Here is a 19,305-nt window from a genome sequence, read left to right as displayed (position 1 = left end):
GCTGGGCGCCCGCCAGCAGGCAGGCGATGGCGACGATGCCGGCGCCCAGCTGCCAGTGGCCGCTTTTGGTATGGGCGGGGATGTCCAGCCCGGCCACGGCGCGCTTGGCAAAAAAGGGCATGACGCGGCGCGCGATCAGGAGCGTCAGCACGGCCATGCTCAGCAGCCCGGCATTGAAATAGCGCATCAGCGTCAGGTAGTCGCCCTGCACGGTGGTGGCCCACAGATACAGCGCGTTCGTCGCGCCCAGCGCCAGCAGCAGGAACGGCACGCCGTAGTTGCGCTGGTTGCGGGTGACGGCGACGGCGCGTCCCAGCGCCCCGGCCGCCCACAGGAAGAACAGCAGATCGGCCGCGGCCGCCACCAGGAAGGCCGGGCGCCCCGGCACCAGGTACCCCACGCGCGCCACGATCCATAGCCCGCACAGCACGGCCAGCGGATTGCCGCGCAGCGGATTCTTGCCGGTCCAGTTGGCGCCCGCCGTCAGCAGGAAGCCCACGGCGATGGTGGCCACGAAGCCCCACAGCATTTCATGCGCGTGCCAGAACATGCCGTTCAGCACGCCGGTCAGGCGGCTGGGCGCATGCACCCACAGCAGCACGGAAAGCAGCGCCCAGAAGCAGCCGGCCAGGTACAGCGGGCGAAAGCCCATTTCGGTGAAGGCGCCCCAGGTGGGGGGCGGGCGGCGCGCGGGCCGTGCGGGTTCTTCGATGGAGAGCAGCGTCGTCATGGTCGGGCCCTTGCGCGATGCAGGCGCGGGGTTGCGGTTTTAAACGTGTATTTCAAATACATATTAACTCCGCGGGCGCGGTGGCCGTGACCCATCGGCTTGATCCAGCGCAAGCCTGCCCGGTTCACCCGCGTGACTAGGCACATCGGAAATGCCCCTTTGGTCGGCTGGGGAATGGTGCGGGCAGGGCGGCCTCCTTAGGCTAGCCACATAGGAATTTGTCAGCAAAAAGCGAGACTAACCATGGCAGCACATCATTCCTCGGCCGGCGCGCCGATGCGGGTCCTGATATCCAGCACGTTTGCCTTCACCATCTGTTTTGCGGTGTGGATGATCTTCGCGGTGCTGGGCATTCCGATCAAGTCGCAGTTGGGCCTGTCGGAAACCCAGTTCGGCCTGTTGGCCGCGATGCCGGTCCTGACCGGTTCCCTTGTGCGGGTGCCGCTGGGCATCTGGACCGACCGCTACGGCGGCCGGCCCGTCTTCTTCATCCTGATGCTGCTGGCGGTGGTGCCGATCTGGCTGCTGTCCTACGCCACGGAATACTGGCAGTTCCTGGTGCTGGCGCTGTTCGTCGGCCTGACCGGCGGCTCGTTCTCGGTGGGCACGCCCTACGTGGCGCGCTGGTTCCCGCGCAGCAAGCAGGGCCTGGCGATGGGCGTGTTCGGCGCGGGCAACTCCGGGTCGGCCATCACCAAGTTCGTGGCCCCCGCGCTGATCGCGGCCGCTGGCGGCGCCTGGGTCATCGTGCCCCAGGTCTACGCCGTGGCGCTGCTGGTCACCGCGATCCTGTTCTGGATGTTCTCGTCGTCCGACCCGTCGCACCGCGTGGCGGGGGGCGCGTCGCTGTCGGCGCAGTTCGCCATGCTGAAGGACCCGCGCGTCTGGCGCTACTGCCAGTACTACTCGGTGGTGTTCGGCGGCTACGTGGCGCTGGCGTTGTGGATGACCAAGTACTACATCGGCGAATACGGCTTCGACATGAAGCTGGCCGCGCTGCTGGCGGCCTGCTTCTCGCTGCCCGGCGGCGTGCTGCGCGCGGTGGGCGGCTGGATCTCCGACCGCTACGGCGCCTACAAGACCACCTGGTGGGTGATGTGGGTGTGCTGGGTCGCGTTCTTCCTGCTCAGCTATCCGCAAACCGAATTCACCGTCATGACCGCCGGCGGCCCGCGTTCCTTCGGCATCGCGCTGGGTCCCGTCACCTTCACCATCCTGCTGTTCATCGTGGGCATCGCCATGGCGATCGGCAAGGCTTCCGTCTTCAAGTTCATTTCCGACGAGTTCAGCGACAACATCGGCGCCGTGTCCGGCATCGTCGGCCTGGCCGGCGGCCTGGGCGGCTTCGTGCTCCCGATCATGTTCGGCGTCTTGCTGGACCTGACCGGCGTGCGTTCCAGCGCCTTCATGCTGCTGTACGGCACCGTCTGCGTCTCGCTCATCTTCATGCACTTCAGTTTCCGGCCCGAAAGCGCGGCCATCGCCCGGCAGCAAGCCGCCTGACCCACCCACCATCCTGAGAGAAACCCATGTCCACTCATGTCCTTGCGAGCTGGGAACCGGATAATCCCGGCTTCTGGAAACAGACCGGCGCGCGCGTCGCCAACCGAAATCTGTGGATTTCCATCCCGGCGCTGATGCTGGCGTTCAGCATCTGGATGCTCTGGAGCGTCGTGGTGGTCAACCTGGACCGCGCCGGCTTCATGCTGTCCAAGAACCAGCTGTTCTGGCTGACGGCGCTGCCCGCGCTGTCGGGCGCCACGCTGCGCATCTTCTACTCCTTCCTGGTGCCCGTCTTCGGCGGGCGCAAATGGACGGCCATCTCCACCGCGTCGCTGCTGATTCCCGCCCTGGGCATGGGCTTCGCGCTGCGCGACCCGACCACGTCGTTCCCGACGCTGCTGATCCTGGCCCTGCTGTGCGGCCTGGGCGGCGGCAACTTCAGCTCCAGCATGGCCAACATCAGCTTCTTCTTCCCGAAGGAAAAGAAGGGCCTGGCCACCGGGCTGAACGCGGGCATCGGCAACCTGGGCGTGTCCCTGGTGCAGTTCGTGGTGCCCGTCGTGATCTCGGTGGGCGTCTTCGGCGTGGCCGGCGGCGATCCCCAGGCGATCACCGTCAACGGCGCGCAGCAGAACCTGTGGCTGCAGAACGCGGGCTTCATCTGGGTGATCCCCATCGCGCTGGCCTCCATTGCCGCGTGGTTCGGCATGAACGACATCGCCGACGCGCGGGCCTCGTTCGCGGACCAGGCGGTGATCTTCAAGCGCAAGCACAACTGGCTGATGTGCTGGCTGTACGTGGGCACCTTCGGTTCCTTCATCGGCTTCTCGGCGGGCTTCGCCATGCTGACCAAGACGCTGTTCCCGACGGTGAACCCGATGGCCTATGCGTTCCTCGGGCCGCTGGTGGGTTCCCTGACGCGTCCCGTGGGCGGCTGGATCTCGGACAAGCTGGGCGGCGCGCGCGTCACGCTGTTCACCTTCGCCGGCATGATCGCCGCGGTGGCGGGCGTGGTGATGTTCCTGCCGGCCGGCGGCCAGGCGGGCGACTTCCAGGGCTTCCTGGCGATGTTCATCGTGCTGTTCGCGCTGACCGGCGTGGGCAACGGATCGACGTTCCGCATGATCCCGGTGATCTTCCTGCGCGAACGCACGCAGGCCGCGCAGGGCAAGGGCCCGGCGGCGCAGAAGCAGGCCATGTCGGAAGCGGCCAAGGAATCGGCGGCCGTGCTGGGCTTTTCCGGCGCCATCGGGGCCTACGGCGGCTTCTTCATCCCGCGCAGCTTCGGCACCTCGCTCGAAATGACGGGCAGCGTCCAGACCGCGCTGTATTGCTTCATCGCCTTCTACGCCACCTGCATGCTGATCACGTGGTGGTACTACGCGCGCCGCAATGCGCCCGTGCCCTGCTGACAGCCTGCTTGACCGGCCGGGCCGCGCGGCCCGGTTAGTCCGGCCAGCCCGGGTATCTAGTCACTCTGCCGAAGCCCGGTTGTGCCACCGGCGAATGGTCGGCAAGACGGCCCAGCCCTAAAGTTGTTTCAACAGCATTGATCGCAGTACGCGCCGGCCGGGCCGGCGTTCTTGGAGAAACACAATGAGTCATTTTCTGGACCGGTTGAAGTTCATGTCGCGGGTGAAGTCCACCTTCGCGAACGGTCACGGCGAAACGGTCAACGAAGACCGCAAGTGGGAAAACGCCTACCGCGCCCGCTGGCAGCACGACAAGGTGGTGCGCTCCACGCACGGCGTCAACTGCACCGGGTCCTGCTCGTGGAAGGTGTATGTCAAGAACGGCCTGATCACCTGGGAAACGCAGCAGACCGACTATCCGCGCACGCGGCCCGACCTGCCCAACCATGAGCCGCGCGGCTGTCCGCGGGGCGCCTCGTACAGCTGGTACGTGTATTCGGCGCAGCGCGTGAAGTACCCGATGATCCGCGGCCGCCTGATCGAAATGTGGCGCGAGGCCCGCAAGACCATGGACCCGATCGCGGCCTGGGAATGGATCAGCCAGGATCCCAAGCGCGCCAAGCGCTACAAGTCGGTGCGCGGCCTGGGTGGCTTCGTGCGCGCCGACTGGGACACCGCCACGGAAATCATCGCCGCCGCCAATGCCCTGACCATCAAGAAGTACGGCCCCGACCGCCTGATCGGCTTTTCGCCGATTCCCGCCATGTCCATGGTCAGCTACGCCGCCGGCGCGCGCTACCTGAGCCTGCTGGGCGGCGCCTGCCTGAGCTTCTACGACTGGTACTGTGATCTTCCGCCCGCCAGCCCCCAGATCTGGGGCGAACAGACCGACGTGCCGGAATCGGCCGACTGGTACAACTCGACCTACCTGATGGTGTGGGGCTCCAACGTGCCCCAGACCCGCACCCCGGACGCCCACTTCTACACCGAAGTCCGCTACAAGGGCACCAAGACCGTGGCCGTGTCCAGCGACTTCGGCGAAATGGTCAAGTTCGGCGACATCTGGCTGGCCCCCAAGCAGGGCACCGACGCCGCCCTGGCCATGGCCATGGGCCACGTGATCCTCAAGGAATTCCACCTGTCGGGCAAGTCGGCCTATTTCACGGACTACGTGCGCCGCTACACCGACATGCCGATGCTGGTGCAGCTCAAGGAGCGCGACGGCTTCTACGCCCCTGACCACTTCCTGCGCGCGTCCCAGCTGGACAACGCGCTGGGCGAACAAAACAACCCCGACTGGAAGACGCTGGTGCTGGACGAGGCCAGCGGCGACCTGGTGGCCCCCAACGGCAGCATCGGTTTCCGCTGGGGCGAAGGCGCGGTCAACGGCGGCGAAAAGGTCGGCCGCTGGAACCTGGAATCCAAGGACGGCGGCAACGGCCGCGAGATCCTGCCGACGCTGACCCTGCTGGACAAGTCGGACGCCGTGGTCGGCGTGGGCTTCCCGTACTTCGGCAGCGAGCACGACGAGCTGCTGGTGCGCAACGTGCCCGTCCGCCGCATCCGCCTGGCCGACGGCACCGAGGCCCTGGTCGCCACGGTGTACGACCTGCAGATGGCCAACTACGGCCTGGACCGCGGCCTGGGCGGCGGCAACGTCGCGGCCTCGTACGACGATGACGTGCCGTACACGCCGGCCTGGCAGGAAAAGCACACCAGCGTGCCGCGCGCGCAGGTGATCCAGGTGGCGCGCGAGTTCGCGCAGAACGCCCACGACACCGAAGGCAAGTCCATGGTGATCGTCGGCGCCGGCCTGAACCACTGGTACCACATGGACATGATCTACCGCGGCATCATCAACATGCTGATGATGTGCGGCTGCGTGGGCAAGAGCGGCGGGGGCTGGGCGCACTACGTGGGCCAGGAAAAGCTGCGTCCGCAGTTCGGCTGGGCGCCCCTGGCGTTCGCCGCGGACTGGGTCCGCCCGCCGCGCCAGATGAACGGCACCTCCTTCTTCTACGCGCACACCAGCCAGTGGCGCCATGAAAAGCTGAATGTGCAGGAAGTGCTCGGCCCCACCGCCGACCGCGCCAAGTACAGCGAACTCAGCATGATCGACCTGAACGCCCGCGCCGAGCGCATGGGCTGGCTGCCGTCGGCCCCGCAGCTGCGCACCAATCCGCTGGACGTGGTGGCGCAGGCCGACAGCCTGGGCAAGGATCCGGTGGCGCACGCCGTCGAACTGATGAAGTCCGGCGAACTGCGCATGTCCTGCGAGAACCCCGACGATCCGGCCAACTTCCCGCGCAACATGTTCGTGTGGCGCTCCAACATCCTGGGCTCCAGCGGCAAGGGCCACGAGTACTTCCTGAAGTATCTGCTGGGCACGCAGAACGCCGTGTTCGGCGACGAGGGCGACGCGATCAAGCCCACGGAAGTCACCTACGAGGAAGACGCCGCCGAAGGCAAGCTGGACCTGCTGACGGTGCTGGACTTCCGCATGAGCACCACGTGCCTGTACGGCGACATCGTGCTGCCCACGGCCACCTGGTACGAAAAGGACGACCTCAACACGTCCGACATGCACCCCTTCATCCACCCGCTGAGCGAGGCCGTGCAGCCGCTGTGGGAAAGCAAGACCGACTGGGAGATCTACAAGCTCCTGGCCAGGAAGTTCACCGACATCGGCGGTCCGTACCTGGGCAAGCGCCGCGACCTGGTGCTGACCCCGCTGATGCACGACACCCCGGGGGAACTCGGCCAGGCCTTCGAGCCCAAGGACTGGAAGCTGGGCGAATGCGACCTGGTTCCCGGCAAGACCGCGCCGTCCATGACGGTGGTCGAACGCGACTACAACGACATCTACCGCAAGTTCACGTCGGTGGGCCCGTTGCTGGACAAGCTGGGCAACGGCGGCAAGGGCATCACCTGGAACACGCAGCACGAAGTCCACGAACTCGCGGGCATCAACGACGCCGTGACCGAAGCCGGCGTGAGCCAGGGCCGTCCGCGCCTGGATACCGCCATCGACGCCGCCGAGATGATCCTGACCTTCGCGCCCGAAACCAACGGCCACGTGTCGGTCAAGGCCTGGGAAGCGCTGGGCAAGATCACCGGGCGCGACCACACCCACCTGGCCGTCGGCCGCGAGCACGACAAGATCCGCTTCCGCGATATCCAGGCCCAGCCGCGCAAGATCATTTCGGCGCCCACCTGGTCCGGCCTGGAAAGCGAAGAGGTCAGCTACAACGCCGGCTACACCAACGTGCATGAGCTGATTCCATGGCGCACGCTGACGGGCCGCCAGCAGTTCTACCAGGACCATCGCTGGATGCTGGACTTCGGCGAAGGCTCGTGCGTGTACAAGCCGGCCATCGACACCAAGACGGTCGCGCCCATGCTGGGCAAGTATCCGAACGGCGAAAAGGAACTGGTCCTGAACTGGATCACGCCGCACCAGAAGTGGGGCATCCACAGCACGTACTCGGACAACCTGCGCATGCTGACCCTTAGCCGCGGCGGCCCCCACGTGTGGGTCTCCGAGGCCGAGGCCAAGCAGGCCGGGCTGGTCGACAACGACTGGGTCGAAGTCTTCAACGTGAACGGCACGCTGACCGCCCGCGTGGTCGTGAGCCAGCGCGTGCCGGTGGGCATGTGCCTGATGTACCACGCCCAGGAGAAGATCGTGAACGTGCCGGGCGCCGAAACCAGCGGCAAGCGCGGCGGCATCCACAACTCGGTAACGCGCACGGTGCTCAAGCCCACGCACATGATCGGGGGATACGCCCAGCAGGCCTACGGCTTCAACTACTACGGCACCGTCGGCGCCAACCGCGACGAATTCGTGGTGGTGCGCAAGATGAAAAAGGTCGACTGGCTGGAAGGCCCGCTCGTCGAAGAACTGCAACAAGAAGAGAAGCAATCATGAGGATACGCGCCCAAATCGGCATGGTGCTGAACCTGGACAAGTGCATTGGCTGCCACACTTGCTCGGTCACCTGCAAGAACGTCTGGACCAGCCGCGACGGTGTCGAGTATGCCTGGTTCAACAACGTTGAAACCAAGCCCGGCATCGGATATCCGAAGGAATGGGAGAACCAGGGCAAGTGGAAGGGCGGCTGGACCCGCAACGCCGCGGGCAAGCTGGAACCGCGCCAGGGCGGCAAGCTGCGCATCCTGGCCAACCTCTTCGCCAACCCGAACCTGCCCGCCATCGACGACTACTACGAGCCGTTCACCTACGACTACGAGCACCTGCAGAACGCGCCGCTGTCGCAGACGCCGCCCACCGCGCGCCCCGTGTCGGTCCTGACCGGCAAGAAGATGGAGAAGATCCAGTGGGGCCCGAACTGGGAAGACGACCTGGGCGGCGAGTTCAGCGCGCGCAGCCGCGACGCGCTGTTCGAAGGCGTGCAGAAGGAGATGTACTCGACCTTCGAGAACACCTTCATGATGTACCTGCCGCGCCTGTGCGAACACTGCCTTAACCCGGCCTGTGTCGCCAGCTGCCCGTCGGGCTCCATCTACAAGCGCGAAGACGACGGCATCGTCCTGGTCGACCAGGACAAGTGCCGCGGCTGGCGCATGTGCATCTCGGGCTGCCCGTACAAGAAGATCTACTACAACTGGAACAGCGGCAAGGCCGAGAAGTGCACGTTCTGCTATCCGCGCATCGAGGCCGGCCAGCCGACCGTGTGCTCGGAAACCTGCGTGGGCCGCATCCGCTACCTGGGCGTCCTGCTGTATGACGCCGACCAGATCGAGAACGCCGCGTCCACCGCCAGCGAGCAGGACCTGTACGAAGAGCAGCTCGGCCTGTTCCTGGACCCGCATTCGCCCGAGGTGATCGCCGCGGCGCGCGAGCAGGGTATCCCGGAATCCTGGCTGGAAGCCGCCCGCAATTCGCCGGTCTACAAGATGGCCGTCGAATGGAAGGTCGCGTTCCCGCTGCACCCGGAATACCGCACGCTGCCGATGGTCTGGTACATCCCGCCGCTGTCGCCGATCCAGTCGGCCGCCGAATCCGGCAAGATGCCCCAGCGCACCGTGGGCAAGAGCGGCATGATCCCCGACGTGTCCAGCCTGCGCATTCCCGTGCGCTACCTGGCCAACCTGCTGACCGCCGGCAAGGAAGCGCCGGTGCTGCAGGCCCTGGAACGCATGCTGGCCATGCGCGCCTACAAGCGGTCCGAGACCGTCCACGGCGAACGCGACACGGCCCTGCTGGACCAGGTCGGGTTGTCCGAGGAAACCGTGCAGGACATGTACCGGATCATGGCCATCGCCAACTACGAAGACCGGTTCGTCGTGCCCAGCAGCCACAAGGAAGTGGTCGAAGACAGCTTCAACGAAAAAGGCAGCTGCGGCTTTACCTTCGGCAACGGCTGCTCGGGCGGGGTGTCGGAAGGCACCTTGTTCGGCCGCAAGCCCCAGGGCAGCGAAATCTTCATCGAGATGCCCAAGTCACGCAAGAAGGCCGTTTCGGCCTGAGGAAAGGAGAACACCATGAGCTTGTACCGCCTGCTTTCCGCCTTGCTCTGCTATCCCGAGCCCGAGCTGCTGGACTACCTGGGTGAAATGGAGGAGGCCCTGGCCGCCTATCCGGAGGCCGAGGAAACCCTGCAGCCCCTGATCGGCTACCTGGCTTCCAACGACCTGATCCCGCTGCAGGAAAACTACGTCGCCACCTTCGACCGCAACCGCTCGCATTCGCTGCACCTGTTCGAACACGTGCACGGCGAAAGCCGCGACCGCGGCCAGGCCATGGTGGACCTGCTGGACACCTACCGCGAGCACGGCTTCGAACCGGTGGTGTCCGAACTGCCGGACCACGTGCCGCTGTTCCTGGAGTTCCTGGGGGTCATCGATCCCGACCAGGCCCAGGACCTGCTGGACGAGGCCATCCACGTGCTGGCCGCCATCGGCGCGCGCCTGGCCAAGGGCGAGAGCCCCTACGCCTGCGTCTTCGCCGTGCTGCGCGCCCAGTCCCGCGTGATCCCCCGTGTGCAGACCGAGGCGCCGGTGCGCGACATGGACGAGGCAATGGAGATCTTCGGCGCCGGTCCGGATGGCGTGGAACCGCTGCTGCGGCCGTTCTCGGGAGACGGGGCGCAGACCGTGCGCTTCTATCCCCGTTCGCCCGCGACTCACTAATGCTCAGGACGACGCATCATGAATTCCCTGAATCAGTTTCTCTTCGGCATCTATCCCTACATTGCGCTGACGGTTTTCCTGCTGGGCAGCCTGGCGCGGTTTGAGCGCGAGCAGTACACCTGGAAGTCCGACAGCTCGCAGCTGCTGCACCGCGGCCAGCTGCGGCTGGGCAACATCCTGTTCCACGTGGGCATCCTGGGCCTGTTCTTCGGCCATCTGGTCGGCCTGCTGACGCCCGTCGTCGTGTGGGACACCCTGGGCGTTTCGCACTCGCTCAAGCAGATGGTCGCGATGGTGGCGGGCGGCGTCATGGGCGGGCTGTGCCTGATCGGCCTGCTGATCCTCATCCACCGCCGGCTCAGCGATCCGCGCATCGCCCACGCCACGCGCCCGGGCGACAAGCTCTTGCTGCTGTGGATCCTGGTGACCCTGCTGCTGGGCCTGTCCACGATTGCGCTGTCGGCCGGCCACATGGACGGCGAAATGATGGTGCACCTGATGACCTGGGCGCAGCACATCGTCACCTTCCAGGGCGACGCCGCCAGCTACATCGCCGGGGTGCCGCTGCTGTTCAAGGCGCACCTGTTCATGGGCCTGACGCTGTTCGTGATCTTCCCGTTCACCCGCCTGGTGCACGTATGGAGCGGCTTCGCGTCAGTTGGCTACCTGGGCCGCGCCTGGCAGCTCGTCCGCCCGCGTTGAACCCTGTTTTAGGAGCCGATCATGCCTGTCATCGTCAACGGCGTCGAACTGAGCGACGCGGATCTGGAACGTGAACTGCCCCTGCATGCCGAGGCCGGCAATCCGATGCGCGAGGCGGTCACCGCGCTGGTGCTGCGCCGCGTGCTGCTGGACGAGGCCGGTCGGCAGGGCCTGGAAGTGTCCGACGAGGAAAGCGCCATCGGCGCCTTGCTCGCCAGCCAGGCGCCCGCGCCCGAGGCCGACGAGCAAGCCTGCCGCCGCTTCTACCAGATGCACCCCGAACGCTTCATGGTGGGCGAACTGGTCGAGGCCGACCACATCCTGTTCCAGGTCACGCCCGGCGTGAACCTGGACATGCTGAAGGCGCACGCCAACGTGGTGCTGACCGAGCTGCTGGCGGATCCGTCCCGATTCGCCGAGGTGGCGCGCGAGCAGTCCAATTGCCCGTCGGCCGCGGTGGGCGGCAGCCTGGGCCAGCTCGGGCGCGGCGACACCGTGCCCGAATTCGAGCGCGCCGTGTTCGCGCTGCCGTCAGGCGGCATCCTGCCGCAATTGCTGCAGACGCGCCACGGCTTGCACATCGTGCGCGTCACGCGCCGCATCGAAGGGCGCCTCTTGCCCTACGAGCACGTGGCGCAGCAGATCGGCATGGCGCTGACGTCCATGAGCCGCGACACCGCCTGGCGGCAGTACACCAAGCTGCTGGTGGGGCGGGCCAGGATTTCGGGCATCGACCTGGACGACGGCGAACCCGAACGCGTCTTCAGCGGGAGCCTTGCGTGATGGACGAGCCTGCCGCTGCCGCACTCACGGACGGCTTCGGCCGCCGCATCGACTATCTGCGGGTCTCGGTCACGGACCGCTGCGATCTGCGTTGCAGCTACTGCCTGCCCAAGGACTTCAAGGGCTTCGAGACCCCCGCCAACTGGATGACCCACGAGGAAATGGCCCGGCTGGTCGGGCTGTTCGTCGGGCTGGGCGTCGCCAAGGTCAGGCTGACCGGCGGCGAGCCGCTGCTGCGCAAGGGCGTGGCGGGCCTGGCCGCCGTCATCGCGGCCATGCCCGGGCTGCGCGACCTGTCCGTGTCCACCAACGCCACGCAGCTCACCCGCCATGCGCAGTCCCTGCGCGAGGCGGGTGTGAGCCGCCTGAACATCAGCCTGGACACGCTGGATGCCGCGGCGTTCTCGCAGATCACCGGCCGCGACTGCCTGGATTCGGTGCTGGCCGGACTGGCGGCCGCGCGGGTGGCCGGCTTTTCGCCGATCAAGCTCAACAGCGTGGTGCACGCCGCCACGCCCGAAGCCGAAGTGCGCCGGCTGCTGGCGTACGCGGTGGAGCAGGGCTTCGTGCTGCGCCTGATCGAACCCATGCCCATGGGCGAGTGCGGCCGCGGCTACGCGCATACCGACCTGAATGCAATGGGCGCGCGGCTGGCCGCGGACGCCGGCTTGGTGCCGTCCGTGGCGGAATCGCGCAATGGCCCGGCGCGCTACTGGACCCGCGGCCAGGGCGCGCCCGTGCTGGGCGTGATTACCCCGATGTCGCGCCATTTCTGCGCCACCTGCAATCGCGTCAGGCTGGGCGTGGACGGAACCCTGTATCTCTGCCTGGGCCAGGAAGACCAGGTGCCGCTGGGACGCCTGCTGCGCGCGGGCGCCAGCGACGCCGAGCTCACCCGCGCCATCCTTGCGGGCATCGCCGCCAAGCCCGAGCGCCACGAGTTCAATGCCCGGCCCGAACGCATCGTGCGCTTCATGGCGCAAACCGGAGGCTGACATGCGAGACATCGAACGCCTCGTCGGCGGCTTCCAGCGGTTCCAGCAGCAATACTACGAAGACGCGCCGTCGCTCTACCAGAACCTGCGCGAAGGCCAGCATCCCAGCACGCTGCTGATCGGCTGCTGCGATTCGCGGGTGGATCCCGCCATGCTGCTGGGCTGCGACCCCGGCGACATCTTCACCGTGCGCAACGTGGCCAACCTGGTGCCCCCCGCCAGCAAGGACCGCGGGCTGCAGGGCGTGCTGGCGGCGATCCAGTTCGCCGTCGAGCAGCTGCAGGTCAGCCGCATCATCGTGCTGGGCCACGCCCAGTGCGGCGGCATCCGGGCGCTGATGGAGCGCGGCATCCGCCGCGACGGCGAAACCGACTACCTGGGCCGCTGGATGGACATCGCCGAACCGGCGCGCGAGCGCGTGCTGCGGCAAATGCCCGATGCGTCCAAGGAAGACCGCCGCCGCGCCTGCGAACAGGCCTCGATCCTGATTTCGCTGCGTAATCTGGAGGACCTGCCATTCGTGCGGCGGGCCGTGGACGGCGGCAGCCTGACGCTGCACGGGTGGTATTTCGACCTGGTGGCCGGCGCTTTGCTGGCATACTCCCCGCGGGCGGACACATTCCTGCCCATCGTGTGCCCACTGCTGACGGAGCCAGCCCTCATATGACCCCTGTATTCGGTATCGCCGGCCGCTCCGGCAGCGGCAAGACCACCCTGATCGAGGCGATGCTGCCGCTGCTGGGCGGGCGCGGCCTGCGCGTGAATGTCATCAAGCACAGCCACCACGATTTCCAGATGGAGCCGCCCGGCAAGGACAGCGCGCGCTTCCGGCTGGCGGGCGCGCAGGAGGTCATGGTGGCGTCGCCGTACCGCTACGCCATCGTGCACGAACTGCGCGACGCGCCCGAACCGTCGCTGGAGGCGCAGCTGGCCCGGCTGTCGCCGGCCGACCTGGTGCTGGTCGAAGGCTTCAAGCAGGCGGCGATCCCGCGCATCGAGGTCTACCGGCCCGCATTGGGCAAGCCGCCGCTGCACACCGACGACGACACCTTCCTGGCGGTCGTGACGGACGCGCGGCTGGAGATCGGCTTGCCCTGCCTGCCGCTGAACGAACCTGCCCGGGTCGCGGAATTCATCTGCCGCAGCCTTGGGCTGGGCTGAGCGCGTGCGCGCCGCGGCGGCCGGTTCCGGCGGCGGGGCGCTGGCGGGAAGGGGCTACACTGACGCCAGAGATTCCCGCCCGGCGCCGACATCCATGACGTCCACCCCTTCCACCGCCGATTCCGACGGCCTGCCTTCTCCCAGGCATCGCCTGTCCACGCGCATCGTGGCGAGCTCGCTGCTGGCGCTGGTGGTGGTGCTGTCCATGGTGAGCTGGACGCTCTGGCTGTCCTGGCAGCTCGAAGGCGCGGGCGCGGCCATCAACGACACCGGCAGCCTGCGCATGCGCGCCAACCGCGTGGCCGTCGAACTGATGCGCCCGCAGGCCGGCCGCGAGGTCCGCACCACCGAACAGATCCAGCTGCTGGACGAGACCATCTCGCGCCTGGCGCGGGGCAATCCGGCGCGCCCGCTGTTCATTCCCAACGACGAGGCCATCCGCGTCCAGTGGCACGACGTGGCCGCCTATTGGCACGACATCATGAAGCCGGCGGCCCTGCGCGCCATCGCCCAGCCGGACGCCGCCACCTACCTGGAAACGCTGCCGGAATTCGTGTCGCGGGCGGACACGCTGGTGCGCATGATCGAGCAGGACAACGCCGGCAAGACCACGTCGCTGCGCCTGTCGCAGGGGGTGCTGGCGGCCATCGCCAGCGCGGGCACGCTGGCGATGATCTACCTGCTGTATCTGTGGATCATTTCGCCGGTGCTGCGCCTGCGCGACGGCCTGCAGCGCATGGCCGCGCGCGAATTCAGCACGCGCCTGCCCGTGGAAAGCAAGGACGAGTTCGGCGTGCTGGCCCGCGGCTTCAACCGCATGGCCGACGAACTGCAGGACCTGTACACCGGGCTGGAACAGCGGGTGGAGCACAAGACCGCGCAGCTGGCCGCGCAGAACCGCGATATCGGCGCGCTGTACGACATGGCGGCGTTCCTGAACCAGCCCAACGAGATCGAAGCCATGTGCGACGGTTTCCTGCGCCGCGTCATGCTGCAGTTCGATGCCGACGCGGGCAGCATCCGGGCGCTCGATCCCAACAACGAAAAGCTCAACCTGGTGGTGTCGGTCGGGCTGTCCGATGAACTGGTGGAATCCGAACACTGCATGAAGGTGGACGACTGCTACTGCGGCGTCGCCACGCGCCAGGCCGGCGTCATCGTCATCCAGGACTTCCGCCAGTCGCCGCCGGACCTGGACCTGAACTGCCAGCGGGAAGGCTTTTCCAGCGTGGCCGTGTTCCGCATCGTCACCCGCGACGAAGTCCTGGGCTCGTATTCGCTGCACTTCCGCCAGCACCGCCGCCTTCAGGCGTCGGATTCGCAGCTGCTGGAAACGCTGGGGCAGCACCTGGGCGTGGCGCTGGACAACCGCCGCCTGAGCGCGCAGGCGCGCCAGCTGGCCGTGGTGCAGGAACGCGGGCTGGTGGCCCAGGGCCTGCACGACAGCCTGGCGCAGGGCCTGAATTTCCTGAACCTGCAGCTGCAGATGCTGGATGCGGCGATCAAGCGCGGCGACGAGGAAGAGGTCACGGAGATCCTGCCGCTCTTGCGCACCGGCCTCGATGAAAGCTACCAGGACGTGCGCGAACTGCTGACCAACTTCCGCAGCAAGCTGTCGCAGGGCGACCTGCAGGCCGCCATCGAAGACACCGTGGCGCGTTTTCGCCGCCAGACCAGCATCCAGACCGACCTGGCATTCAACCAGGGCGAGGGCGCGCCGCTGCAGCCGGAGCAGCAGTTGCAGGTGCTGTTCATCCTGCAGGAAGCGCTGTCCAACGTGCGCAAGCATTCCGAAGCCAGCCGCGTGCGCATCGAGGTCGCCAACGGCCGCGACTTCACGCTGCTGATCGCCGACGACGGCCAGGGCTACGACCCCGCGGATGTCGCCGAGCGCGGCGAATCCCACGTGGGCCTGCACATCATGCGCGAGCGCGCCGCGCGCATGCGCGCCGTGATAAAACTCGACTCGCAGCCAGGCGCCGGGACCCGCGTCTCGCTGATCCTGCCTGGCGCGGAGCGCCAGGCCGCCTGACATCCTTGCCCATCATGACCATCCGTATCCTCCTCATCGACGACCACACCCTGTTCCGTTCCGGCGTGCGCCTGCTGCTGCAGCGCCAGCCCGACTTCGAGGTCGTGGCCGAAGCCGGCGACGGCGTCGAAGGCCTGAAGCGCGCCAAGGAACTCAAGCCCGACGTCGTCCTGCTGGACCTGAACCTGCCGGGGCTGTCGGGCCTGGAGACGCTGCAGCTCTTGACGCAGGACCTGCCTGGTTGCGCGGTCATCATCCTGACGGTCTCGGAAGAGGCCGACGAACTTGGCCAGGCGCTGCGCGACGGCGCCCGCGGCTACCTGGTCAAGAACATCGATGCCGAGGCGCTGGTGTCCGCCATCCGCCGCGCGGCCGGCGGCGAAGCCGTCATCGCCGACAGCATGACGGCCAAGCTGGTCGAGCAGTTCCGCGGCCAGGCCAGTCAGACCCCGCCGCCGCCCGGCTCGGCCGAGCGCCACCGGCTCACCGCGCGCGAGACCCAGATCGTGCAGTGGCTGGCGCGCGGCGCCAGCAACAAGGTCATCGCCCGCGAACTGGACGTCAGCGAAAGCACGGTCAAGATCCACGTGCAGAACGTGCTGAAGAAGCTCAACCTGACCAGCCGCGTGCAGGTCGCGGTGTACGCGGTCGAGCGCGGGCTGTACACGGAAGAGTAGACCGCAATAAATGGCGCGCCGCGCGCCCTGCAGTTTGATCTGCGACAAGGCCGGCGGGGCGGTCGGCCCATAGACTGGCCGACATGGAAAATCGAACCTCTCCCATGGAGCTCGTGGCCCCGGCCGGCAGCCTTGCCGCGCTGAAAGCAGCGATAGAGGCGGGCGCCGACACCGTCTATCTCGGGCTCAAGAACGCCACGAACGCCCGCAACTTCGCCGGGCTCAATTTCACCGAAGCAGACATCCGCGCAGGCGTCGAACTGGCGCACCGGCGCAACCGGCAGGTGCTGTTCGCCATCAACACCTTCGTGCAGGCCGGCCGGCTGCACGAATGGCAGGCGGCGGTCGACGCCGCCCACGATCTGGGCGCCGACGCGGTCATCATGGCCGATCCGGGCCTGCTGGCCTACGCCAGCGACCGCTACCCGGACCTGCGCCTGCACCTGTCCGTGCAGGGCTCGGCCACGCACGCCGACGCCATCGAACTGATGAAGGAACAGTTCGGCATCCGGCGCGTGGTGCTGCCGCGCGTGCTGACGCTGGCCGAGATCGCCCGCATCTGCGCCACCGTCAGCGTCGAGGTCGAGGTGTTCGGCTTCGGCAGCCTCTGCGTCATGGCCGAAGGCCGCTGCCTGCTGTCCTCGTACGCCACCGGCGACTCGCCCAACAACAAGGGCGTCTGTTCGCCCGCGCACGCCGTGCGCTGGGTGGAAGAGAACGGCCGCATGGACGCGCGCCTGTCGGGCATTCTCATCGACCGCTATGAACCCGGCGAGCCCGCCGCCTATCCCACGCTGTGCAAGGGCCGCTTCGACGTCGATGGGCAGGCCGACCACGCGCTGGAAGAGCCCACCAGCCTGAACGCCATCGGCCTGTTGCCGCGCCTGGCGGAAATGGGCGTATCCGCGATCAAGATCGAAGGACGCCAGCGCAGCCCGGCTTACGTCACCCAGGTGGTGTCCACCTTGCGCGCCGCGCTGGACAGCGTGCATGCGGATGCCGCGCGCTACTCTCCGCGCCCCGAATGGAACGCCATGCTGGCGCGCCATGCCGAGGGTTCCCAAGTCACTCAAGGCGCTTTCGAACGTCCATGGAAATGACCCCGATCCCATTCCAGATTTCAGTCGGCCCCTTGCTGTACTACTGGCCGCGCCAGCGCACGATGGACTTCTATGCCGCCCTGGCGGAGAGTCCCGCGGACATCATCTACGTGGGCGAAACCGTCTGTAGCCGCCGGCACGAGCTGCGTGCCGACGATTGGCTCGAACTGGCCCGCGACCTGCGCGCCATGGGCAAGACCGTCGTGCTGTCGGGCCGCACCCTGATCGAGACCGGCGCGGAGGCCAGCGCGCTCAAGAAGCTCTGCGCCCAGGATGACTTCATGGTCGAGGCGGGCGAGCTGGGCGCGGTGCGTCACCTGAACGGCCGCGCTTTCGTGGCCGGTCCGCACCTGAACGCCTACCACGGCGGCACGCTGTCCTGGCTGGCGAACCGCGGGGCCGCGCGCTTTGTCGCGCCGCTTGAGATGGACGGCGCCACGCTGGCCCGTCTTGTGCGCGAACGGCCGGCGGGGCTGCAGGTCGAGGTCATGGTCTGGGGCAGGATGGCGCTGGCGTTTTCGGCGCGCTGCTTCACGGCGCGGCATTTCCGCCTGAAGAAGGACGACTGCGGCTTCCGCTGCATCGAACACCCGGACGGACTCGACATGCGCACCCGCGAATCTCGGGAATTTCTGGGCATCAACGGCATCCAGGTGCAGTCGGCCGCCTGCCTGGACCTGCTGGCCCAGGCGCACGAACTGGCCGGGATGGGCGTGGAGGTGCTGCGCGTCAGCCCGCAGTCGGCGGGCACGCTGGAAGCGATCGCCGCGCTGGACGCCACGCGCCGCGGCGGCAAGCCGGACGCCGTGTCGCCGCCGGCCGGCATCGGCCGCTGCAACGGCTATTACTACGGGCAGGCCGGGATCGCGCTGCAGGAGGTTGCCGCATGAGCGCCGCGCTGAATCTGCCGCCGCTGCTGGCCCGGCTGGGCCGGCGCGTGCCCGGGCCGTTCGTGTCGCTGCACTTCGTGGCCGGTCTGGAAGTGGCGCGGCGGCTCAAGTGGCTGGAACCGCCCGCTGAGCTCGACGGCCGCAGTTTTGCCATTACGGTAGAGGACCTGGGGCTGCGCAGCAGTTTCGTGGTGCGCAACGGCGCGTTCCGCCCGGCCTGGAACGCCGGCGTCGCCGAACTGGAACTGGGCGCGAAGCTGGCCGATTTCCTGGCGCTGATGCGCGCGGAAACCGACGCCGACACCTTGTTCTTCCAGCGCCGCCTGCGGATTTCGGGCGACACGGAACTGGGGCTGATCGTGAAGAACTGGCTGGACGCCTCGCCCAGGCCCGCATGGCTGCAGAGAATGAGCGGTGCGGGCAGCGGTGCGGGCGGCTAGGCTGCGTTCACCGCTGGCCGCCCCGGCCCTCCATCCGCCGCGCGACGCGCGACAACGCCAGGCTGGCGACCAGGTACAGCAGGGCCACCGCCAGGTAGACCTCCACATGGTAGGGACGCCAGGCGGTGCCGGCCACCACGGCCTTGGCCGCGCCCAGCACGTCGAAGACGCCGATGATGCTGACCAGCGAGGTGTCCTTGACCGCGCCCACGAATACGCCCAGCGCCGCGGGCGCCGCGATGCGGCGGGCCTGCGGCCAGATCACGCAGGCATAGGCCAGTGCGGGGCGCATGCCCAGCGCGCGCGCGGCCATCATCTGTCCGGGCGGAATGGCCTGCAGCGCGCCGCGCAGCACCTCGGCCAACAGGCAGGCGGTGTGCAGCGTCAGCGCGGCCAGCGCCATGCTGAACTTCGACACGCCGCCGCCCAGCAGCAGGGGCAGCACAAACGATGCGAACAATAGCTGCGTGACCAGCGGCACGCCGCGCACGGCCTCGATCAGGCCGGCCGCGGCCAGGGACCCGGCGCCGCTGCCCGATCGGCGCAGCAGGGCCAGCGCGAAGGCGAGCGGCACGGCGGCGGCCAGCGCGGCCAGTGCCAGGATCAACGTCACCAGCAGACCGCCCCAGCGTTGCGGGCCGATCAGCGCGCCGCCCCACGGCCAGCCGGTGAGCGCCCCGACGGCGACCGCCAGCAGGGCGGCCAGCAACGCCGCGCGCGCCCGAGG

The 19,305-nt window shown here is 67.7% G+C and carries 17 protein-coding genes; 15 read left to right on the top strand and 2 right to left on the bottom strand.

The features are described 5' to 3' along the window. Window positions 1–730: NnrS family protein (locus tag ABE485_RS29590; RefSeq protein ID WP_346518820.1), on the bottom strand; the 730-nt coding region annotated here is incomplete at its 3' end. 243 nt (window positions 731–973) lie between these two features. Here ABE485_RS29590 and ABE485_RS29585 point away from each other — a divergent pair. The 15 genes from ABE485_RS29585 (at window position 974) to ubiT (ending at window position 18,578) form a co-directional block, all read left to right on the top strand. Further along, window positions 974–2,233 (top strand): MFS transporter, encoded by a 1,260-nt coding sequence (locus ABE485_RS29585; RefSeq protein ID WP_346518819.1) that lies wholly within the window; start codon window positions 974–976, stop codon window positions 2,231–2,233. Window positions 2,234–2,259: 26 nt separating this feature from the next. Continuing rightward, window positions 2,260–3,645, top strand: coding sequence for a NarK family nitrate/nitrite MFS transporter (locus ABE485_RS29580; protein WP_346518818.1), 1,386 nt, complete (start codon window positions 2,260–2,262; stop codon window positions 3,643–3,645). 184 nt (window positions 3,646–3,829) lie between these two features. Beyond that, a complete protein-coding gene (locus tag ABE485_RS29575) occupies window positions 3,830–7,573 on the top strand; it encodes a nitrate reductase subunit alpha (RefSeq protein ID WP_346518817.1) in 3,744 nt (1,247 codons plus the stop codon). Further along, window positions 7,570–9,135 (top strand): nitrate reductase subunit beta, encoded by a 1,566-nt coding sequence (narH, locus tag ABE485_RS29570; RefSeq protein WP_346518816.1) that lies wholly within the window; start codon window positions 7,570–7,572, stop codon window positions 9,133–9,135. The genes ABE485_RS29575 and narH overlap by 4 nt, the downstream gene beginning before the upstream one ends. 15 nt (window positions 9,136–9,150) lie before the next feature. Continuing rightward, window positions 9,151–9,798, top strand: coding sequence for a nitrate reductase molybdenum cofactor assembly chaperone (gene narJ / locus ABE485_RS29565; RefSeq protein WP_346518815.1), 648 nt, complete (start codon window positions 9,151–9,153; stop codon window positions 9,796–9,798). A gap of 18 nt (window positions 9,799–9,816) precedes the next feature. Further along, window positions 9,817–10,500 (top strand): respiratory nitrate reductase subunit gamma, encoded by a 684-nt coding sequence (gene narI / locus ABE485_RS29560; protein ID WP_346518814.1) that lies wholly within the window; start codon window positions 9,817–9,819, stop codon window positions 10,498–10,500. Window positions 10,501–10,521: 21 nt separating this feature from the next. Next, entirely contained in the window at window positions 10,522–11,283 is a 762-nt protein-coding gene (locus ABE485_RS29555) for a peptidylprolyl isomerase (protein ID WP_346518813.1), read from the top strand. Further along, entirely contained in the window at window positions 11,283–12,278 is a 996-nt protein-coding gene (moaA, locus tag ABE485_RS29550) for a GTP 3',8-cyclase MoaA (protein ID WP_346518822.1), read from the top strand. Before ABE485_RS29555 ends, moaA begins: the two co-directional genes overlap by 1 nt. Window position 12,279: 1 nt before the next feature. Further along, window positions 12,280–12,945, top strand: a complete 666-nt coding sequence (locus ABE485_RS29545; RefSeq protein ID WP_346518812.1) for a carbonic anhydrase — start codon at window positions 12,280–12,282, stop codon at window positions 12,943–12,945. Beyond that, entirely contained in the window at window positions 12,942–13,439 is a 498-nt protein-coding gene (gene mobB, locus ABE485_RS29540; protein ID WP_346518811.1) for a molybdopterin-guanine dinucleotide biosynthesis protein B, read from the top strand. Before ABE485_RS29545 ends, mobB begins: the two co-directional genes overlap by 4 nt. Window positions 13,440–13,533: 94 nt before the next feature. Continuing rightward, complete coding sequence (locus ABE485_RS29535) at window positions 13,534–15,471, top strand: type IV pili methyl-accepting chemotaxis transducer N-terminal domain-containing protein (protein ID WP_346518810.1); 1,938 nt, start codon at window positions 13,534–13,536, stop codon at window positions 15,469–15,471. A 14-nt stretch (window positions 15,472–15,485) separates the two neighbouring features. Further along, entirely contained in the window at window positions 15,486–16,148 is a 663-nt protein-coding gene (locus ABE485_RS29530) for a response regulator transcription factor (RefSeq protein WP_346518809.1), read from the top strand. An 83-nt stretch (window positions 16,149–16,231) separates the two neighbouring features. Beyond that, window positions 16,232–17,248 (top strand): ubiquinone anaerobic biosynthesis protein UbiU, encoded by a 1,017-nt coding sequence (gene ubiU / locus ABE485_RS29525; protein WP_346518808.1) that lies wholly within the window; start codon window positions 16,232–16,234, stop codon window positions 17,246–17,248. Further along, the gene (locus ABE485_RS29520) at window positions 17,245–18,138 is read left to right on the top strand and encodes a U32 family peptidase (protein ID WP_346518821.1); all 894 of its coding nucleotides are present in this window, start codon (window positions 17,245–17,247) and stop codon (window positions 18,136–18,138) included. The genes ubiU and ABE485_RS29520 overlap by 4 nt, the downstream gene beginning before the upstream one ends. Next, window positions 18,135–18,578: a ubiquinone anaerobic biosynthesis accessory factor UbiT gene (gene ubiT, locus ABE485_RS29515; RefSeq protein ID WP_346518807.1), complete on the top strand. Its 444-nt coding sequence runs from the start codon at window positions 18,135–18,137 to the stop codon at window positions 18,576–18,578. Before ABE485_RS29520 ends, ubiT begins: the two co-directional genes overlap by 4 nt. Before the next feature lie 7 nt (window positions 18,579–18,585). Here the strand turns inward: ubiT and ABE485_RS29510 are convergent. Next, on the bottom strand, window positions 18,586–19,305 hold a 720-nt coding region (locus ABE485_RS29510), incomplete at its 5' end, for an amino acid ABC transporter permease (RefSeq protein WP_346518806.1).

Origin of the sequence: Achromobacter spanius (assembly GCF_039673305.1) — a bacterium.
GTDB lineage: Bacteria > Pseudomonadota > Gammaproteobacteria > Burkholderiales > Burkholderiaceae_B > Achromobacter > Achromobacter spanius_F.
The sequence above is the reverse complement of the archived record's forward strand: the minus strand, read 5'-3'. Positions and strand labels throughout refer to the sequence as shown.